Source organism: Bacillus sp. 5w2, from assembly GCF_054353775.1.
Genome location: NZ_JBTIWT010000001.1, coordinates 583,657 through 601,731, shown reverse-complemented (window position 1 = coordinate 601,731; position 18,075 = coordinate 583,657). Strand labels below are relative to the sequence as shown.

Here is an 18,075-nt window from a genome sequence, read left to right as displayed (position 1 = left end):
ACTCTCTAAGAAAGGTGGTGAAAACAATGGCTAGAAAGAAAGCAGTGAAAGTATTACGTAAACAAAAGAAAAGAGAAACTATGCAACGTTTCACGCAGAAACAAAATATCGGACGAGCTTGCCTGACTGCAAAAGAATTCCGCTTACTGCAACGCATGTCACATAGTTCAAAAGCATTGCGAAATGTTGGGTTGTACACGATTAAACAAAGTTATTTGAATAATAATAAAACGGCTACTGTAAAAGAAGTGGACACTGCTATGCAAGCCGATATGAATTACTGGGGCATGCAATCAAACTCTGTTCAAGCAATTCGTAGAGCCTTATATGCAGAAGTAAAGAGCTTTTTTAAAGCGTTGGAAAAGTGGAAGGGAAATCCTGAGAAGTTCACAGGACGTCCTAAGTTTCCGAATTATTCTCGTTCAACTGACAAACGAATTATTGAAATCTATCAAGTTCCAAAAGTGGATAATAACGGGTATTGGATAATTCCGATGAATGTTGCATTCAGAAAAAAATTCGGTTCCATTAAAATACGTATGCCTAAAAATGTAAGAAATAAAAAAATCTCCTACATTGAGATTGTACCGAAGCAAAAAGGTCGGTTCTTTGAGGTGCATTACACATATGAAATGCACGTTTCTCAAATGAAGAAACAATCCACGACTACGAGTAACGCTTTGAGTTGCGATTTAGGTGTAGACAGATTAGTAAGTTGCGTGACAAATACAGGTGATACATTCTTAATTGATGGAAAAAAATTAAAATCCATTAACCATTACTTCAACAAAATGATACGTAATCTACAACAGAAAAATGTGGACAATGGAATTTCAAAACGTATTGTAACGAATAAAATGGCTGCACTTTGGCATAAACGGGAAAGGCAAATAAACGGTTACATTTCACAAACTGTAGGTCTGTTGTTCAAAAAAGTGAAAGCATTGGGTATAGATACGGTTGTCGTAGGATATAACGCTCGTTGGAAACAAAAATCTGATATGGGAAAAAAGAATAATCAAACATTTGTTCAAATCCCATTTCATAAACTGCTTGCAGCAATTGAGAATAAATGTGTAAAAGAAGGCATCCGATTTTTGAAACAAGAAGAAAGCTATACTTCAAAAGCCAGTTTCCTAGACAAAGATCCGGTTCCAGTTTGGTCTAAGGAAGATAGGGCGCATTATCGCTTTAGTGGCAAACGAATCACTCGTGGTCTGTACCAAAGTAAAGCAGGAACATGTATCCACGCTGATATTAATGGTGCGTTGAATACATTGCAAAAATCAAGAGTGGTACAATTGGATGAAAATCTTAAAGTAAAAACGCCGATTCTATTAGAAGTGCAAAAACGTAAGGCTGTTGCTTCGCGCATAGCTTAGTGGGTGCGTCAACCATCCATGTGTACTCCACTTGTCGGGGCTTGTAGCACACGCCGGATTCATCTGAGTGGTGGCTTCTTCCATAAGGAAGAATTGCTCTTTTTCGAAAGGGTGGTGCAAATGGGAAAACAATAGTTTGTTGCCAGTACCAACCAAAAACATACTTGGGGTGTTACCGTAAGGTGGCATGAATGCTAGAGCGTCAACTGTCTAGCGATAGACGAAAAGACCTAGCGTTCTAACTCAAGCCCCCACTGAAACGTTTCATCTCAGTGGGGATAGTTGACCGGAATGGATTTGTAACTTTTCTGTAACGATTTTTTATTTTAGAAAAATTATACTCATATGTATGAGAATATTGGAGAAGCAAAAAGTAAAAAGAAATAATTAAAATCTGTAATAAGGAAAGATATCATATGCAGAAATGGATAGGCATTATGGGAATCATTTTTATGTTGACTGGATGTAAAATGTCTGAAGCTCCAACAAATTTAATGGAAGCTCCTGCCAATGAAAAATGGATTAATGAACTAAAAGAGCAAATTGATAAAGATTTGCCTGTTAATTATCGATTGCTTACTCCAATGTCTAATAAAGATAAACAGATGATTTGGTCAATGGATTTTAAACAAGATAATAAGAAAGAAGCCATCATATTTTATAAATTGCCGAATGAAGATCACAGCGTATATTTAGCTGTATACGAAAAAAACTTGAATAGTTGGAAAGAAAAGTCCACACATAGATTTGATGGTGGAGATGTAGATATCGTTGAAGTCGGTGATTTTACAGGGAACGGGAAGCGAGAGTTGTTAATAGGAATCTCTCTAGATCGTGAATCGTTAGAACATGTTATGTATGTTTTTTCAGAAGAAAATGACGATATGAAGGAAATATATAATCGAAATTATACGAAGTTATTCATAGAGGATCTAAATAAAAATGGATTGAAAGATTTAAGTCTTGTTACGTACGAAAAAGATGAGAAGTTGACAGTTGAGTTCATTGAACAATTTAAGACTTTATCTGAAGTGTCATTCGATCCATTTATAAATAGCATTCAAAGAATACAAATGGGACGTATTTCTAAGTCATTAAAGGCGATTGTAATTGATGCGGGAACTGGGGCTCATTCAGGTATAACGTATGTAGCAAAATTTGATGAGGATCATTATGAGGTATTACCTATAGATGGGAAAGAAGATTTGTTCAATGAATATGTTGTAGAAAGTAAAGATGTTAATGAAGACGGCATTATTGAATTTGTTCGTACTGTACGTCCAAAAGGTTGGGAGGATAAACCACATGGTGATAGTTTGCTTTTTGAACGTTACATACAGTGGAGTGAATCTGGAATTAAACCAATTGAAGAAAGATATATCGATATAGAAAAAGGGTATTATGTGAAAATTCCTAAAGAGTTAATAGGAAAAATTACGATACCAGATGAGCAAAAGGAATTAAATTCTCAAAAGTTTTTGGAGACAAGTACAAATGAACTATGGCTTGAAGTTCATATATTTAAGCGAAAAGAATGGTTCAAAATAAAAGGATACGATGCAGCAGTTAAAACAGCTTCTCACGTATACGCTGTACCGAAACAACCGCAATTTGAAAAAGTGAAAAAATATGTAAAGCCGCTAGCGGATTATCAACAAGAGTAGGGAGGTGGAAATGATGCCAACAATTTTAGTTTTAGAAGATGAAATGCCTATTCGTAGTTTTATCGTCTTAAATTTGAAACGTGCTGGATTTTATGTGTTAGAAGCTAGTACTGGAGAAGAGGCGTTACAGATTTTACGTGAACATTCTGTAGATGTAGCACTGCTTGACGTAATGTTACCGGGCATTGATGGTTTTCAAGTTTGTAAAGCAATTCGGGAAGAAAATAAAAAAATAGGTATTATTATGTTAACCGCACGCGTACAAAATGAAGATAAGGTGCAAGGACTAGGAATTGGTGCAGATGATTATATAGCAAAGCCGTTTAGTCCAGTGGAATTAACTGCACGTATACAATCGTTATTAAGAAGAATAGAAGTACATGATGAAAAAGCACATACTATCACATCTGGCCCGTTTTCGTTAAATATAATAGAAGAAAGATTATATAAAAGTGGAAAATTAGTTGATTTAACCCCTACAGAGTATATGATATTACAGTATTTAATGAATCAGGCTTCAAAGCCGGTTTCACGTGATGAGATTTTAAATATGATTTGGGGAACGAATTATGTAGGTGAGACAAAAGTAGTAGATGTAAATATGAGGCGGTTACGTCAAAAGATAGAATGTAATCCATCAGAACCTGAATTTATTCTTACTGTGTGGGGAAAAGGATATGTGTGGAAGGAAAGTATAAGATGAAAAGAAAAGTGACTTTATATTTTATGACGGTCATTATACTTATGCTTGTATTATTTGAAGTAGTATTTTCAGTTTCTATTTATCGATATTATTACAATGGCATTGTACAATATATAGAATCTCATGCGAAGACGAGTACACGATTTTTCTCTGAATACAATTCGTTATACTTTATTCGTTTGCAAGAATATAGTGGTGACATCATTAGTAGTTTTGAATTAGAAGGAACGGAATTGCAATTAATTGATCGGCATGGTTCGGTTATACAATCTTCAAGTGGACAAAAGATAGAAGATAAAGTAGTTATTCCGTATTCGTTACTAGAAGGAGAAATGTATCATCAAGTCACTACTACGAAAGACAATGTGAAACAATTGGAAGTGATTAGTCCACTTATCCATCAAGGGCAAACTATAGGTGTTTTAAAATATACGACTGTATTAACGCATGTAAATGCTAAGATTATTGAAATTATTATGTTTACTATTTCTGTAGGTATTGTTATTTCAGGAATTGTATTCTTAATCAGTAGACGATTAGCAAATTCGTTTGTGAAACCTATCGAATCTATTATTCATGCTTCTTCACAAATTGCAGAAGGCATATTAAAGGAGAAAATTAAAGAGGATTATCCTGGTGAATTAGGGGAGTTAGCACACAGTTTAAATCATATGTCTGATAAAATAGAAAAAGCGGAACAGATGAAAAATGAATTTATTGCTTCTATTTCTCATGAAATACGAACGCCTTTAACAGGCATTAAAGGTTGGAGTGAGACGTTAAAAACGGTAGATCATTTAACGGAAGAAGAGATAAAGCAAGGCATGGGAATTATTTCAGGTGAGACAGACCGATTGATTCACTTAGTAGAAGAATTGCTAGATTTTTCAAGATTACAATCAAATCATTTTAATTTATATAAACAAAAGGTGCAATTATACGATATACTAGAGGAGACGATTTGGCAATTAACTCCTAACGCTGAAGAGAAGCAAATGCAATTTATTAAAACTATAGAACGAATTGAATTGATAGGAGATCGAAATAGGCTAAAGCAAATTTTCTTGAATATTGTTCAAAATGCAATTAAATATTCACATAAAAATGGTACAGTATATATTGAAGCGACCAAAAATGAAGGACAAGCAGTGATAAAGGTGAAAGACGAAGGGATTGGAATTGCTAAAGAGCATTTACCATATATAGAACAGTCATTTTACCAGATTAATAACCACATTACAGGTGCGGGTCTTGGTTTAGCTATCGTTAAAAAAATGGTAGAGCTTCATGGAGGTACACTTGGTATTATAAGTAAAGAAGGAATAGGTACAACCATTTTGATAAAACTCCCATTATAATACATATAAAGTCTGTTTATATAGTGTAATAAAATAAATAGATGTATAATTATATTGGGTGATTTATATATAAGATTAATAGGGAGAGGAATTCGATAGAATGGAAAAAGCTTTTAAAATTAAACGAGTAGTAGTCGTTTTAATAGCGATTGCAGCAGTAGCTATTGGGTATTTCATGTTTCAATCCATTACTTCACCAGCAAAGGCTGTTGCAAAGCAAGAAAACGTAGTACAGCTTGCAAGTGAACAACCGAAAGTAGAAATGAATAAAACGGCACCAAGTCGTTTTAATGGAAAAGAAAGAAAAGTTGCTTATCTTACATTTGATGATGGCCCAGGGAAATATACGGCTGAATTGTTAAATATGTTAAAACAGCATGATGCGAAGGCGACGTTCTTTTTAATTGGAGCGAATGTAAAAGAATTTCCGGATTTAGTGAAACGTGAAAATGCAGAGGGTCATTATGTAGGTATGCATAGTATGACACATAATTTTGCAAAGCTATATAAAAATGGTGAGTATGTAAATGAGATGAAAGAAGATCAAAGCTTAATCGCAAATATTATTGGAAAATCACCTAAATTAACACGTCCACCATACGGTTCGATGCCTGGATTAAATGAAGGACTTCGAAATAAAGTGGTAGAGGGCGGTTTTAAAGTATGGGATTGGACAATTGATTCCTTAGATTGGAAATATAACAAAATGCAAGTTGATGCAGCTGCAGCACAAATTGCTCAAAATGTATTAACAAATGCAACAAAACCACAAGAAGTCATTTTAATGCACGACATTCACCCACAATCAGTTGCTGCTGTGCCAGCAATTTTAAAAGGGTTAAAAGAAAAGGGTTATGAGTTTGAAGCTTATCATGAAGAGAGTCACTTCCCAGTGAATTTCTGGCATGATAACCGTATGTAATGGAGGAATGAACGTTGAAGTATGGAAAAGTAGCAGTAGTCGGAGCACTATCAGTAGGACTATTAACAGGTTGTTTCGGTGAAAAACCAGAAGAAAGTCTATATACAGCTTTTGAAACAGCGGCGACACAAGAAAAATCATTAGTTGATGAAGCGAAGAAGTTAGAGAAGTTAGAGAAGGAAGGTCAAGAACTATATTCTCAAATTTTACAAGAAGGTAAAGATCATAATGACGCTGTTATGAAGAAAATAGAACAAGCTACTGCAAATGTAGATGACCGTGAAAAAGTATTGAAAAATGAGAAAGAAATGCTAGAAAAAGCTCATAAAGAAACGAAATCTGTTCAGGGAAATATAGAGAAACTTGAAGATAAGAAGTTACAAAAACAAGCGAAAGCAGTAGAAGAGTCGTATAAAAACCGTTATGATGCATTCCAAAAGATGAATGAAAATTATACGAAGGCGTTAGCGACTGAAAAAGAACTGTATGAAAAATTAAAAGTAAAAGAAACGAAATTAAAAGAGATTGGTGAAAAAGTTAAAGCTGTTAATGAATTAACTGTGGAAACACAAAAATCAAAAGAGCAATTTAACAATTTTACAAAAGAGTATAATGACAGTAAATTAGCATTCTACAAAGATGCAGAGATTAAGATTAAAGGTCAGAAATAAAGAAGAATCTTAACCGTAATAAAAAGCCGGAGAAACATCGTCATAAATGTTTTTTCGGTTTTTTACGTTAAATGAATAGAAAAGACTGGAATTGATATCATAAAAGAGTTATAGTGAATTATTCTAAGGGAAACATTGTAAAGTAAGGAGAATGGAAATATGTCATATGAATTTTTACTCAAATTAGGTTTAGCACTCTTTTTAGGATTATTCATCGGGATAGATAGGCAGCTAAAGAATAAACCACTTGGTGTGAAAACAAGTATGGTTATTTCTGTAGCAAGTTGTTTAATTACGATGGTTTCAATTGAATCAGTACATGTATATTCTGTTCCAGGGCATACAAATATGGATCCAATGCGTCTAGCTGCTCAAATTGTGAGCGGGATTGGTTTTCTTGGGGCAGGTGTTATTTTACGAAGAAGTAATGACGTTATTTCTGGATTAACGACAGCTTCTATGGTGTGGGCAGCTTCAGCTTTAGGTATAGCAATTGGGGCGGGCTTTTATTTACAAGCGACGGTTGCTATGATTTTAATTATTTTAGCGATTAACGTACTTCCGCAACTTGTGAAAATTGCAGGTCCGTATTCATTAAGACAAAAGGATTTATCTATAAAAATTACAGTAAAAGAGCATCATGAGTTAGATGGTATATTTAAGCAAATTAAAAATTTAGGTATGCATGTGAAACGCGTAAAAATTAAAGATATTGATAATGGAGCATTTCAGCAACTGGAGATGGTTATTTTAGCTCCGGAAAATTTGTATACGACGGAGTTATATAGTTCACTAAAAGAGATTGATCGTGTTGTTTCAGTTGAAGTGGAAAGTAGATAATTGTGAAAAAAAGAGTGAGGTGAATGCACTCTTTTTTTATTTGGATTTTTAAGGGAATGAATTGATATAATGATGAGTAACGAGGGGGAGAAATGATGGGAATCCATATTAGAAGGGCGATAAAAGATGATATACCAGGTATAGCAAAGGTACATGTTGATAGCTGGAAAACAACGTATAAAGGGATATTTGCTGACGAATTTTTAGAAAATATAACATATGAGCAACGAGAAAAACAATGGGAAAACATTTTTCAACAAGAAGATAAATCCCAATATAGATTTGTAGCAGAGACGTTAGATGGTATAATAATCGGATTCATTGACGGGGGAGTTGAAAGAAGCGGTGCATATAATTGTGATGGGGAATTATATGCGATCTACCTTTTACAGTCGTATCAAGGAATGAAAATAGGACAACAGTTATTTCAAGCTTTATTATCGGAATGTATAAACAATGATATGCAATCACTTTTAGTTTGGGTTGTTACGAATAATCCTTCTAAAAAGTTTTATGAAAAATTTAATCCTGAAAAAATTGATACAAAATTTTTAGAGAGAGTACAGGTAGAAGAGACAGCTTATTGCTGGAGAGAGTTGAATTTGTTATACAGACAGTTATATAGCTTAGTATAAATAATAATATTATGTAAATAAAAAGTGGAGAAAGGTATACCAAATAAGGTATACCTTTCTCCATTTTTTGATGGATTTATAAAAATAGTAGGTAATTAGTTTGAAAGCAAGAATTTTTTTAGTGTATTTTTAACTAGATTAAAGAAAAGAGAGAAAAAAAGAAAAATTAAATCAGATAAAAAAATTCTGAAATATACTATTGAATTGAATATCATTATCAATTAGAATCATAATTGATAACGACATTCAATTATCGGTTATTATATAAAATTTCGATAGCTTTAATATAAAGAGGAGGACCAACATGCAGCATGCGAAACAAATCGCAGAACATGCAACATTACAAAGCTTTTTAAACTGTTATTTAAGAGAAACAGGGAGTGGAGAATGGATTACAGAGGATGAAAGAATGGAAAGTATCTTCAGTAATACGTTGAATAGAGATACAGTCCCCACATATTTATGTTGTCGGCTATTGGCACAAAACATTACTTTGTACGGAGAGGTTATATATAAATCACCGACAGATCGTCATTTGTTTGGAGAACAATTTTACTATCAAATGGGAGAAAATAAGAATGTTATAAAAGCAGATTACGTTACTGTTATTACGTTTTTAATAAAAGAAATGTCTATGAACTATGGAGATGGTACAAACCCTGCTGAACTTATGCTTCGAGTTATTTGTAGTTGTCAAAATATTGAAGAATTTACAAAGGAGAGAATAGAAGATACATCTGCATTATACGGTTTCCATACAACTTTTATAGAGGCAGAGCAATCTTTATTATTTGGACATTTAACGCATCCAACCCCAAAGAGTAGACAAGGTATTTTGGAATGGAAAAGTGCAATGTATTCTCCAGAATTAAAAGGAGAATGTCAGCTTCATTATTTTAGGGCACATAAAAGTATAGTAAAGGAAAAATCATTATTATTAGATTCTACAACAGTAATTCTAAAAGAAGAGCTATGTAATGATGAGATGGTTTGTAAAGAATTTATATCGAAGTATTGTAATGAAGATGAATATTCATTACTTCCAATTCATCCGCTTCAGGCAGAATGGCTATTACACCAATCATACGTACAGGATTGGATAGAGCAAGGAGTACTTGAATATATCGGTCCTGTCGGTAAGTATTATATGGCAACATCATCACTTAGGACGTTATATCATCCCCAATCAAAATATATGCTTAAGTTTTCATTTCCAGTAAAAGTAACAAATTCAATGCGTATTAATAAATTGAAGGAACTAGAGAGTGGTCTTGAAGGAAAGGAAATGCTAAATACAGCAATTGGTGAAGTGTTAGATAAGTTTCCAGGTTTTGATTTTATTTGTGATCCAGCATTTATTACATTAAATTACGGGGCAAAAGAATCTGGATTTGAAGTAATTATACGAGAGAACCCTTTTTATGGTGAGCATGCAAATGACGCTACTTTAATTGCTGGATTAGTTCAAGATACTATACCTGGGGAACGTACTCGTTTATCGAATATTATTCATCGACTAGCAGATTTAGAAGGTAGAAGCTGTGAAGAAGTAAGTTTAGATTGGTTTAGACGATATATGAATATTTCTTTAAAGCCAATGGTATGGATGTACTTACGTTATGGTGTTGCATTAGAAGCGCATCAGCAAAATAGCGTTGTTCAGCTAAAGGATGGTTACCCAGTAAAATATTATTTCCGTGATAATCAAGGGTTTTATTTCTGTAATTCAATGAAAGAGATGCTTAATAATGAGTTAGCTGGTATTGGAGAACGTACTGGGAATTTATATGACGACTATATTGTAGATGAAAGATTGCGTTACTACTTAATTTTCAACCATATGTTTGGACTCATTAACGGATTTGGTACAGTTGGATTAATTAAAGAGGAAATTCTTCTCTCGGAATTACGATCTGTACTTGAATCATTCCTTCCTTATAATCGTGAACCTTCTACCTTTTTAAGAGAATTGTTAGAAGAGGATAAGTTGGCATGTAAAGCAAATTTATTAACGAGATTTTTCGATGTCGACGAGTTAAGTAACCCTTTAGAACAAGCAATTTACGTACAGGTACAGAATCCACTCGTTAGAGAAGTGGCTGTTCGTTCATAAGTAGCGTTAAAATTTCACGTAATACAAATAATGGTATTTTTCATAAGGTGGAGGGGGTTATGAGAGTGGACATGTATCATACGAAAATATTGAAAGCGCTTGAATCAGAAGATTACATTTCAGTGCGAAGAAGAGTGTTACGACAAGTAGTAGAGTCGTTAATTTATGAGGGGATCGTTAGGCCAGTTCGTATAGAAAACGAAGAACAAATTCTTTTTCTTATACAAGGACTTGATGAAGACAACAAAAGTGTCACGTACGAATGCTATGGAAGAGAACGAATGACATTTGGACGTATCGCTATAGATTCATTAGTAATAAGAGTTCAAGAGGAACAACAAGAAATAAAATCAGTCTCGCAATTTTTGGAAGAAATTTTTCGGGTTGTTAACGTAGAACGAACGAAATTAGATTCGTTTATTCATGAATTAGAACAAACGATATTTAAAGACACAATTGCACAATATGAAAGACATAATAAGGTGAAATATACTCAAAAGTCGTACGATGACTTTGAAAGCCTTTTAATAGACGGTCATCCATATCACCCTAGCTATAAAGCACGCATTGGATTTCAATATCGTGACAATTTTCAATATGGATATGAATTTATGAGGCCGATAAAACTCATATGGATTGCAGCACATAAGAAGTATGCGACTGTAGGTTATGAAAATGAAGTGATTTATGACAATATTTTAAAAGGTGAGATAGGCGAGCATAAATTAGAAGCGTATATGGAACGAATTCACAGCGCGGGATGTGATCCAAAACAGTACGTGTTTATACCGGTTCATCCTTGGCAGTGGGAGAATTTCATCATTCCAAATTACGCTGATCATATACAGGATAAATATATTATTTATTTAGGAAAATCAGAGGACGATTATTGCGCGCAACAGTCAATGAGAACGTTAAGAAATGTTACGAATCCAAAGAGACCGTATGTAAAGTTATCGCTGAACATACTTAACACTTCAACACTCCGTACGCTGAAACCATATTCAGTTGCGAGTGCACCAGCTATATCGAATTGGTTAAGTGATGTCGTAAGTCAAGATTCTTATTTAAGGGATGGATCACGTGTAATTTTGTTAAAGGAATTTTCGAGTGTAACGTATGATACGAATAAGAAAGCTGCATATGGTTCATTAGGATGCATTTGGCGTGAAAGCGTTCATAAATATTTTGATAAGCAAGAGGATGCTGTTCCCTTTAACGGTTTATATGCAAAAGAGAAAGATGGGATACCAGTTATTGATGCATGGCTAAACAAATATGGGATAGAAAATTGGCTACAATTACTTATTCAAAAAGCCATTATTCCAGTTATACATCTTGTTGTAGAGCATGGGATCGCGTTAGAATCACACGGACAAAATATGATTTTAGTTCATAAAGAAGGGCTACCTGTCCGTATTGCATTAAAAGATTTCCATGAAGGACTTGAGTTTTATCGTCCATTCTTAAAAGAAATGAATAAATGTCCGGACTTTACTAAAATGCATAAAACATATGCGAATGGAAAAATGAATGATTTCTTTGAAATGGATTGCATCGAATGTTTGCAAGAGATGGTACTAGATGCACTGTTCTTATTTAATGTAGGAGAATTAGCTTTCGTACTTGCGGATGAATATGAATGGAAAGAAGAACGTTTTTGGATGATGGTAGTCGAAGAAATCGAAAATCATTTTAGAAAATATCCACACTTGAAAGATAGATTTGAAAGTATTCAACTATACACTCCTACATTCTATGCTGAGCAATTAACGAAGCGTCGATTATATATGGATGTGGAATCGCTTGTTCATGAAGTTCCAAATCCATTGTATAGAGCAAGACAACTTAACAAACAAAAATCAGTTGCTACAGGGGGAAATTATGCTAATCGTTAATAAACAAGAGTATAGCAAAAGTGATTTTGATTTGAGATTACAAGTTTATGAGGAAATGGAACAATTTCAAGAAGCAAAGGGAAATAGATTTGCTCTTTGTCTGAAAGATCCATTCGATATTATTACGCTTGTGTTTTTCTTAAAAGAAAAGAAATCATCAGTATTACTTATACATGAAGATACGCCAAAAGAAACGGCCATTGAAATGGCAAAGCGTGCAAATTGTATAGGAATTTTATATGGAGAATATGGCGATTTTACGAAATTAGATGTAGTGAACGCTTTACTAGAAGAGCCTTCTTTATTGCAATATAGTTCTGGAACTACGGGAGAACCGAAACTGATTCGTAGAGCATGGACGGAGGTTGATACAGAAATTACTGCTTATAATGAAGCTTTAAACTGTGAAGTAGATGAAGAGCCGATCGTTATGGCTCCTGTTTCACATTCATACGGACTAATATGTGGTACGTTATCTGCAATTGCAAGGGGAAGCAAACCTATCATCATTACGAATAAAAATCCTAAATTCGCATTGAATGTAGTTCGCAATACAGAAAAACATATCATATATGCAGTACCACTTATGCTCCATATTATGGGGAGTTTTCCTGTAGGAACGTTTCAATTCCATAAAATTATGACGTCTGGAGCGCCTTTGCCAGAAGCATTGTTTTATAAACTAAAAGAAACGACAACATATATGATGCAACAATACGGTTGTTCTGAAGCAGGTTGTATTAGTATATGTCATGATATGAAAAGCCATTTAGATTTAGGAAATCCACTACCTCATACGAGTATAAGCATAGGTTCAGATGAAAATATACCCGAAGAAATCGTAGTGAAAATGAACGATAAGGAAATTTTCACGAAAGATTTAGGGTATAAAACTGAGCGTGGTCTTCATTTTATGGGGCGTATGGATGATGTAATTAACGTTTCAGGATTAAAAGTTTTTCCTATAGAAGTAGAAGAAACGATGCTTCGACTGGAAGGTGTTCAAGAGGCAATTGTATATCGAGGGAAACATCCTGTCATGGGCGAAATTGTTAAAGCGAAAGTGATCTCACATATTGATCCCGTGCAAATAAGAGAATGGTGTATGCAGCACTTACCTTCTTATAAAGTTCCACATGAAATTGAAAGTGTAACTGAAATTCCGAAAAATAAAACTGGAAAAGTAAGTAGAAAGTTACTAGAGATGGGAGAGGTTACAGCATGAGACGTGAAACATTAAAAAATGAAGTGTTGAAAATTATGACAGAAAAAATGGAACTAAAAAATGTAACGCATTTAGAAGAAACGATGCGTTTAAACCAAGATTTATATATAGATTCGGTAATGATGTTACAACTCATAGTTTACATAGAAATAGATTTAAAACTATGCGTTCCAGAGGATGAGGTAGATCCAAAGGCATTTCTTACTGTAGGATCTTTGCTTGATTTTATGGAGGAGTTACAGCCGCTACAGGAAGTAAATGTGAATAACTAACCTTTAGGAAAGTGGATGAGAGTATGACTTCAATTAAAGTGCACTGTTTAGTGAGTTGTTTTTGTGAAATTATAAAAAGGCGTAGCGATATTGATTTTCGTCCATTTTATTTTGGACTATGGGATGGAGATTTTGATATTACAGAAGGCGGAATTATTTCATATCACTCTGAAAACATTAACCATGATAATTACTTACTATGGTATGAAAAATTGTATGGTATGAAAGTGAACGAATGGTACGATCATGCAAAAGATAAAAATAGCAATGTAGAAATATTTTTAGAATTAGTAGAAAATAAGCCGGAAAATCGTTATGTCATTGTAATGGTTGATATGTCTCTACTACCAGAGAGGGAAAATAAATTTCATCAAAAACCGTTTCCACATTATTTAATGATATCAGAGACAGAGAAAGAAGAAGAGTGGTTCATGCTAGATCCTGATTTTCGCTGGGAAGGGAATATGGAAAGAGAAAAAGTGCTTCACTCTGTTCAAGATAACCCATTTGGTGGAGGTTATTTCATTGATGTAGAAGGAATTCAGGAGCCAACGCTAGAAATGGTAGCAAGTTATTTCCTGGAAACTTTCAAAAGAAACGACAATGAACTGACAATGGAATTGAAAAATATAATTGTAAAAATGGCAAATGAAGAAGAAGGTTATTCGCTTCCGGGTCTTGTAGCGGCAGTGAAGCAAATACCAGTACTTGCAATTCGTAAATATAGTTATGAACATGCCTTTGCATACTTCCGTGAAACGTTGCAATATTCGGAGCAAGAATTTGATTATTGGTGTGATCGGGTAGAAGATATTGTACAAGGATTTACAAATGTACAGTATCGTGCAATCAAAATGGCAATGACGAATAATAAAGGTATGTTAGTATCAATTGTTGAAAAACTGGATGAAATGAATGCAATTGAACTGCAAATTAAGGCTGAATTAGAGAGACAGTTTTTGTTATGGAAAGAAATGAAAACAAACCAGTCTGTCTTAGTGTATTAAAAAGCTAGCTGAATTTAAAATAAGGGAGTTCAAACCTATGAGATATTCGTTATGTACTATTTCCTTTCGTCATCAATTAATTTCATTTACTGATATTGTTCAATTTGCATATGAAAACGGTTTTGAAGGAATTGAATTGTGGGGGACTCATGCACAAAATTTGTATATGCAAGAGTATGAAACGACAGAACGAGAATTGAATTGCTTAAAGGATAAAAACTTGGAAATTACGATGATCAGTGATTATTTAGACATATCATTATCGGCAGATTTTGAAAAAACGATAGAGAAATGTGAACAACTTGCAATACTAGCTAACTGGTTTAAAACGAACAAAATTCGTACGTTTGCTGGACAAAAAGGAAGCGAAGATTTCTCGGAACAGGAAAGGAAAGAGTACGTAAAGCGAATTCGCAACATTTGTGATTTGTTTGCTAAGCATAATATGTATGTACTTTTAGAAACACATCCAAATACATTAACGGATACGTTGCCTTCTACTTTGGAACTATTGGAGGAAGTAAATCATCCGAATTTGAAAATAAACCTTGATTTTCTTCATATATGGGAGTCTGGTGCAAATCCAATAGACAGTTTCCATCGACTAAGGCCGTGGATACAACATTATCATTTTAAGAATATATCGTCAGCAGATTATTTGCATGTATTTGAGCCCAATAATGTATATGCGGCAGCGGGAAGCCGAATTGGTATGGTTCCGTTATTTGAAGGTATCGTAAATTATGATGAGATTATTCAGGTAGTGAGAGATACTGACCATTTTGCTTCACTCGAATGGTTTGGACATAATGCAAAAGATATATTAAAAGAAGAAATGAAAGTATTAAGGAATAGAAATTTAGAAGTAGTAACTTCTTAATATGAAATGATGTAAGAGTCTCTCATTGTAGAGACTCTTTTTTAAAAATATTAATAACCAAAAATTACCATGTATTTAAATTAAAATTTAACACAATTTATATATAAATAAGGAGGTGATTGGTAATGGCTAGAAATCGTAATTCTAATCAATTAGCATCACATGGAGCACAAGCGGCTTTAGATCAAATGAAATATGAAATCGCACAAGAGTTTGGTGTACAACTTGGCGCTGATACTTCTTCACGTGCAAACGGTTCTGTAGGCGGTGAAATTACAAAACGCCTAGTAGCGATGGCAGAACAACAACTTGGTGGCGGATATACTCGCTAATTGTAGAAGGTTATAGGAGAAAGGAAGGATTCTTCCTTTCTTTTTTTTTCAATTAATTGGTATGGATATATTCCGAACTGGATTCAAAGAATAGAAATAATACTATATTTTCCCCAATTTCTTTTGTTGTGAATGGGAAATAGTAAAGATGTAATAGCCCTGGTGGAATGAAAAATTACGTTCCAGCAGGGCTATTATATGGTAAGAAATATATGATGAAAGGTTCCGAAGTCAACATGTTAAAAAAAGAAAACTGTTGTTTAATTGCGCTTGCATCAGTTCCACTTGTTATGACATTAGGGAATTCAATGCTCATTCCAATCCTACCGACTATCGAAAAGAAATTACATATTTCATCGTTTCAAGTATCCATGATTATTACAATTTACTCTATCGTAGCTATTTTACTTATACCGATTGCTGGTTATTTATCAGATAGATGGGGCCGAAAGATGGTAATGGTTCCGAGTTTGCTGATTGCGGCTATAGGAGGAGCGATAACTGGTTGGGTATCTTGGAAAGTTGATAATCCCTACACTTGGATATTGATAGGTAGAGCGATTCAAGGTATTGGTGCTGCTGGTGCAATGCCAGTTGTTATACCGTGTGTTGGTGATTTATACAAGGATGAAAAACAAGTTAGTACAGGTTTAGGAATCATTGAAACATCGAATACATTTGGAAAAGTACTGAGCCCTATTTTAGGATCTGCTCTTGCTGCCATTGTATGGTTCTTACCATTTTGGGCGATTCCAGTTTTATGCGTAGTATCAATCGTTTTATTGCTTGTTCTTGTAAAGGCAAAGAAACAAGAAGACGAAGTACCACCACTTAAAGAGTTTATTCAATCAATTATCTCTACGTTTCGAGAAAAGGGAAGATGGTTAATTGCCATTTTTGTATTGGGTGCAATTATTATGCTTATTTTATTCGGAATTCTCTTTTATTTGTCGACTATACTGGAATCAAAGTATGACATTCATGGTATATGGAAAGGTTGTGTGCTTGCTATTCCGTTACTTGTACTGTCACTTAGTTCATATATGGCTGGTAAAAAAATTGGAGATAATCAAACTGTTATGAAGAAGTGTATTTATATTGGCTTTTTATTGGCAGCTGCAGCAGTCATCATTCCTTTATTTATAAAAGGGATCTATTTACTACTTCTTTGTCTCGTTATTATGGGGTTAGGAATTGGTATGGCACTCCCATGTTTAGACGCCCTAATTACACAAGGAATTGAAAAGGAGCAAAGGGGGACGGTTACGTCATTTTATAGTTCCATGCGATTTATCGGTGTAGCAGCTGGACCACCTCTATATTCTTATTTCATGAAAGGCGCTGACCATGAAGTGTTTTATTTAACAAGTATATTCGCTGGTATTGGTGCTGTTATAGCAATCATTTGGATTAAACCAGCAAAAGATGCAAAGACGGTAAAACAGAGATCGGAACCTACTTCATAATTTGTAAGAGAATTGCATGATGTATTAAGTAACATGCAATTCTCTTTCGTGCATTAAGAATAAATGACTTGTTTTAACATATAAAGCGCGACACCCCATATGATGAGACCAGAAAATTTATTTAATAATACGATTGTCTTTCCAGTTGAGTCTATTCTTTTTAGAAATTTCCCCGCTAAAGCTAAGCTTATAAACCAAATCCAAGAAACGATAATAGTTGTAAGTGTGAAAGCCCATTTTTCACTTCCTATGTATTGAATAGAATTTGTTCCAATTACACCGATTGTATCTAAAATTGCATGTGGATTTAATAGTGAAACCGATGCAGCGAAAAGGATTTGCTTTTTTAATGGCATGCGGTTTTCTTGTTTTATATCGTTGGAAGGGTTACTTCTCCAAATAACAAAGCCCATATATAGGAGGAAGAAAAATCCAATTATATATAACGTGTTAGTTAGCCAAGAAAAAGTAAGGAGTACAAGGGAGACACCCTGCACCGCAATTAATATGAGTAACGTATCACATATAGAGGCAGTTAATACTACAGGGGCTGCCCTCCAAATGTTTGGTTGGCTCGCACCTTGGTTAAAGACGAAAACATTTTGGACACCTAATGGAATGATTAGGCCAAATGCAAGAATGATACCATGAATAATTGCTTCACTCATCATATTACCTCCTATTTTAATTCATTATGATAGTGTATA

At 34.1% G+C, this 18,075-nt stretch carries 17 protein-coding genes; 16 read left to right on the top strand and 1 reads right to left on the bottom strand.

The genetic code is table 11. The annotated features are described in order from the left end of the window. Positions 1–26 precede the first annotated feature (26 nt). The 16 genes from ACXY7N_RS03130 to bcbE all read left to right on the top strand — a co-directional run bounded on the left by ACXY7N_RS03130 (position 27) and on the right by bcbE (position 17,368). The gene (locus ACXY7N_RS03130) at positions 27–1,382 is read left to right on the top strand and encodes an RNA-guided endonuclease TnpB family protein (RefSeq protein ID WP_016088287.1); all 1,356 of its coding nucleotides are present in this window, start codon (positions 27–29) and stop codon (positions 1,380–1,382) included. A 416-nt stretch (positions 1,383–1,798) separates the two neighbouring features. Then, a complete protein-coding gene (locus tag ACXY7N_RS03125) occupies positions 1,799–3,046 on the top strand; it encodes a hypothetical protein (protein WP_016088286.1) in 1,248 nt (415 codons plus the stop codon). A gap of 13 nt (positions 3,047–3,059) precedes the next feature. After that, positions 3,060–3,749, top strand: coding sequence for a response regulator transcription factor (locus ACXY7N_RS03120; protein WP_033659669.1), 690 nt, complete (start codon positions 3,060–3,062; stop codon positions 3,747–3,749). Beyond that, positions 3,746–5,107, top strand: coding sequence for a sensor histidine kinase (locus ACXY7N_RS03115; RefSeq protein ID WP_016088284.1), 1,362 nt, complete (start codon positions 3,746–3,748; stop codon positions 5,105–5,107). The genes ACXY7N_RS03120 and ACXY7N_RS03115 overlap by 4 nt, the downstream gene beginning before the upstream one ends. Positions 5,108–5,207: 100 nt before the next feature. Then, on the top strand, positions 5,208–6,029 hold the full coding sequence (locus tag ACXY7N_RS03110; protein ID WP_016088283.1) for a peptidoglycan-N-acetylglucosamine deacetylase: 822 nt from the start codon (positions 5,208–5,210) through the stop codon (positions 6,027–6,029). A gap of 14 nt (positions 6,030–6,043) precedes the next feature. After that, a complete protein-coding gene (locus tag ACXY7N_RS03105) occupies positions 6,044–6,700 on the top strand; it encodes a YkyA family protein (RefSeq protein ID WP_016088282.1) in 657 nt (218 codons plus the stop codon). Between the two features lie 159 nt (positions 6,701–6,859). After that, a complete protein-coding gene (locus ACXY7N_RS03100; RefSeq protein ID WP_016088281.1) occupies positions 6,860–7,540 on the top strand; it encodes an MgtC/SapB family protein in 681 nt (226 codons plus the stop codon). A 95-nt stretch (positions 7,541–7,635) separates the two neighbouring features. Continuing rightward, complete coding sequence (locus ACXY7N_RS03095; RefSeq protein ID WP_016088280.1) at positions 7,636–8,175, top strand: GNAT family N-acetyltransferase; 540 nt, start codon at positions 7,636–7,638, stop codon at positions 8,173–8,175. Between the two features lie 304 nt (positions 8,176–8,479). Beyond that, positions 8,480–10,288 (top strand): IucA/IucC family protein, encoded by a 1,809-nt coding sequence (locus ACXY7N_RS03090; RefSeq protein WP_016088279.1) that lies wholly within the window; start codon positions 8,480–8,482, stop codon positions 10,286–10,288. Positions 10,289–10,347: 59 nt separating this feature from the next. Beyond that, on the top strand, positions 10,348–12,186 hold the full coding sequence (locus ACXY7N_RS03085) for an IucA/IucC family protein (RefSeq protein ID WP_116349066.1): 1,839 nt from the start codon (positions 10,348–10,350) through the stop codon (positions 12,184–12,186). Then, the gene (asbC, locus tag ACXY7N_RS03080; RefSeq protein WP_088083616.1) at positions 12,173–13,411 is read left to right on the top strand and encodes a 3,4-dihydroxybenzoic acid-AMP ligase AsbC; all 1,239 of its coding nucleotides are present in this window, start codon (positions 12,173–12,175) and stop codon (positions 13,409–13,411) included. Before ACXY7N_RS03085 ends, asbC begins: the two co-directional genes overlap by 14 nt. Further along, positions 13,408–13,683, top strand: coding sequence for a petrobactin biosynthesis protein AsbD (gene asbD, locus ACXY7N_RS03075; protein ID WP_016088276.1), 276 nt, complete (start codon positions 13,408–13,410; stop codon positions 13,681–13,683). Before asbC ends, asbD begins: the two co-directional genes overlap by 4 nt. Positions 13,684–13,706: 23 nt before the next feature. After that, positions 13,707–14,690, top strand: coding sequence for a petrobactin biosynthesis protein AsbE (gene asbE, locus ACXY7N_RS03070; RefSeq protein WP_116349067.1), 984 nt, complete (start codon positions 13,707–13,709; stop codon positions 14,688–14,690). 37 nt (positions 14,691–14,727) lie between these two features. Then, on the top strand, positions 14,728–15,570 hold the full coding sequence (locus ACXY7N_RS03065; RefSeq protein WP_016088274.1) for a sugar phosphate isomerase/epimerase family protein: 843 nt from the start codon (positions 14,728–14,730) through the stop codon (positions 15,568–15,570). Between the two features lie 125 nt (positions 15,571–15,695). After that, the gene (locus ACXY7N_RS03060) at positions 15,696–15,902 is read left to right on the top strand and encodes an alpha/beta-type small acid-soluble spore protein (RefSeq protein WP_000113545.1); all 207 of its coding nucleotides are present in this window, start codon (positions 15,696–15,698) and stop codon (positions 15,900–15,902) included. A gap of 236 nt (positions 15,903–16,138) precedes the next feature. Further along, a complete protein-coding gene (bcbE, locus tag ACXY7N_RS03055; RefSeq protein WP_033660140.1) occupies positions 16,139–17,368 on the top strand; it encodes a bacillibactin exporter BcbE in 1,230 nt (409 codons plus the stop codon). Positions 17,369–17,421: 53 nt separating this feature from the next. On the opposite strand, the gene ACXY7N_RS03050 is transcribed toward bcbE, so the two are convergent. Next, positions 17,422–18,036 (bottom strand): LysE/ArgO family amino acid transporter, encoded by a 615-nt coding sequence (locus ACXY7N_RS03050; protein ID WP_016136642.1) that lies wholly within the window; start codon positions 18,034–18,036, stop codon positions 17,422–17,424. Positions 18,037–18,075 lie beyond the last annotated feature (39 nt).

Bases quoted from the DNA above. Each gene is read 5' to 3' on its own strand.
- ACXY7N_RS03130 (WP_016088287.1), top strand. From the start codon at position 27: ATGGCTAGAAAGAAAGCAGTGAAAGTATTACGTAAACAAAAGAAAAGA.
- ACXY7N_RS03125 (WP_016088286.1), top strand. From the start codon at position 1,799: ATGCAGAAATGGATAGGCATTATGGGAATCATTTTTATGTTGACTGGA.
- ACXY7N_RS03120 (WP_033659669.1), top strand. From the start codon at position 3,060: ATGCCAACAATTTTAGTTTTAGAAGATGAAATGCCTATTCGTAGTTTT.
- ACXY7N_RS03115 (WP_016088284.1), top strand. From the start codon at position 3,746: ATGAAAAGAAAAGTGACTTTATATTTTATGACGGTCATTATACTTATG.
- ACXY7N_RS03110 (WP_016088283.1), top strand. From the start codon at position 5,208: ATGGAAAAAGCTTTTAAAATTAAACGAGTAGTAGTCGTTTTAATAGCG.
- ACXY7N_RS03100 (WP_016088281.1), top strand. From the start codon at position 6,860: ATGTCATATGAATTTTTACTCAAATTAGGTTTAGCACTCTTTTTAGGA.
- ACXY7N_RS03095 (WP_016088280.1), top strand. From the start codon at position 7,636: ATGGGAATCCATATTAGAAGGGCGATAAAAGATGATATACCAGGTATA.
- ACXY7N_RS03090 (WP_016088279.1), top strand. From the start codon at position 8,480: ATGCAGCATGCGAAACAAATCGCAGAACATGCAACATTACAAAGCTTT.
- ACXY7N_RS03085 (WP_116349066.1), top strand. From the start codon at position 10,348: ATGAGAGTGGACATGTATCATACGAAAATATTGAAAGCGCTTGAATCA.
- asbC (WP_088083616.1), top strand. From the start codon at position 12,173: ATGCTAATCGTTAATAAACAAGAGTATAGCAAAAGTGATTTTGATTTG.
- asbD (WP_016088276.1), top strand. From the start codon at position 13,408: ATGAGACGTGAAACATTAAAAAATGAAGTGTTGAAAATTATGACAGAA.
- asbE (WP_116349067.1), top strand. From the start codon at position 13,707: ATGACTTCAATTAAAGTGCACTGTTTAGTGAGTTGTTTTTGTGAAATT.
- ACXY7N_RS03065 (WP_016088274.1), top strand. From the start codon at position 14,728: ATGAGATATTCGTTATGTACTATTTCCTTTCGTCATCAATTAATTTCA.
- ACXY7N_RS03060 (WP_000113545.1), top strand. From the start codon at position 15,696: ATGGCTAGAAATCGTAATTCTAATCAATTAGCATCACATGGAGCACAA.
- bcbE (WP_033660140.1), top strand. From the start codon at position 16,139: ATGTTAAAAAAAGAAAACTGTTGTTTAATTGCGCTTGCATCAGTTCCA.
- ACXY7N_RS03050 (WP_016136642.1), bottom strand. From the start codon at position 18,036: ATGAGTGAAGCAATTATTCATGGTATCATTCTTGCATTTGGCCTAATC.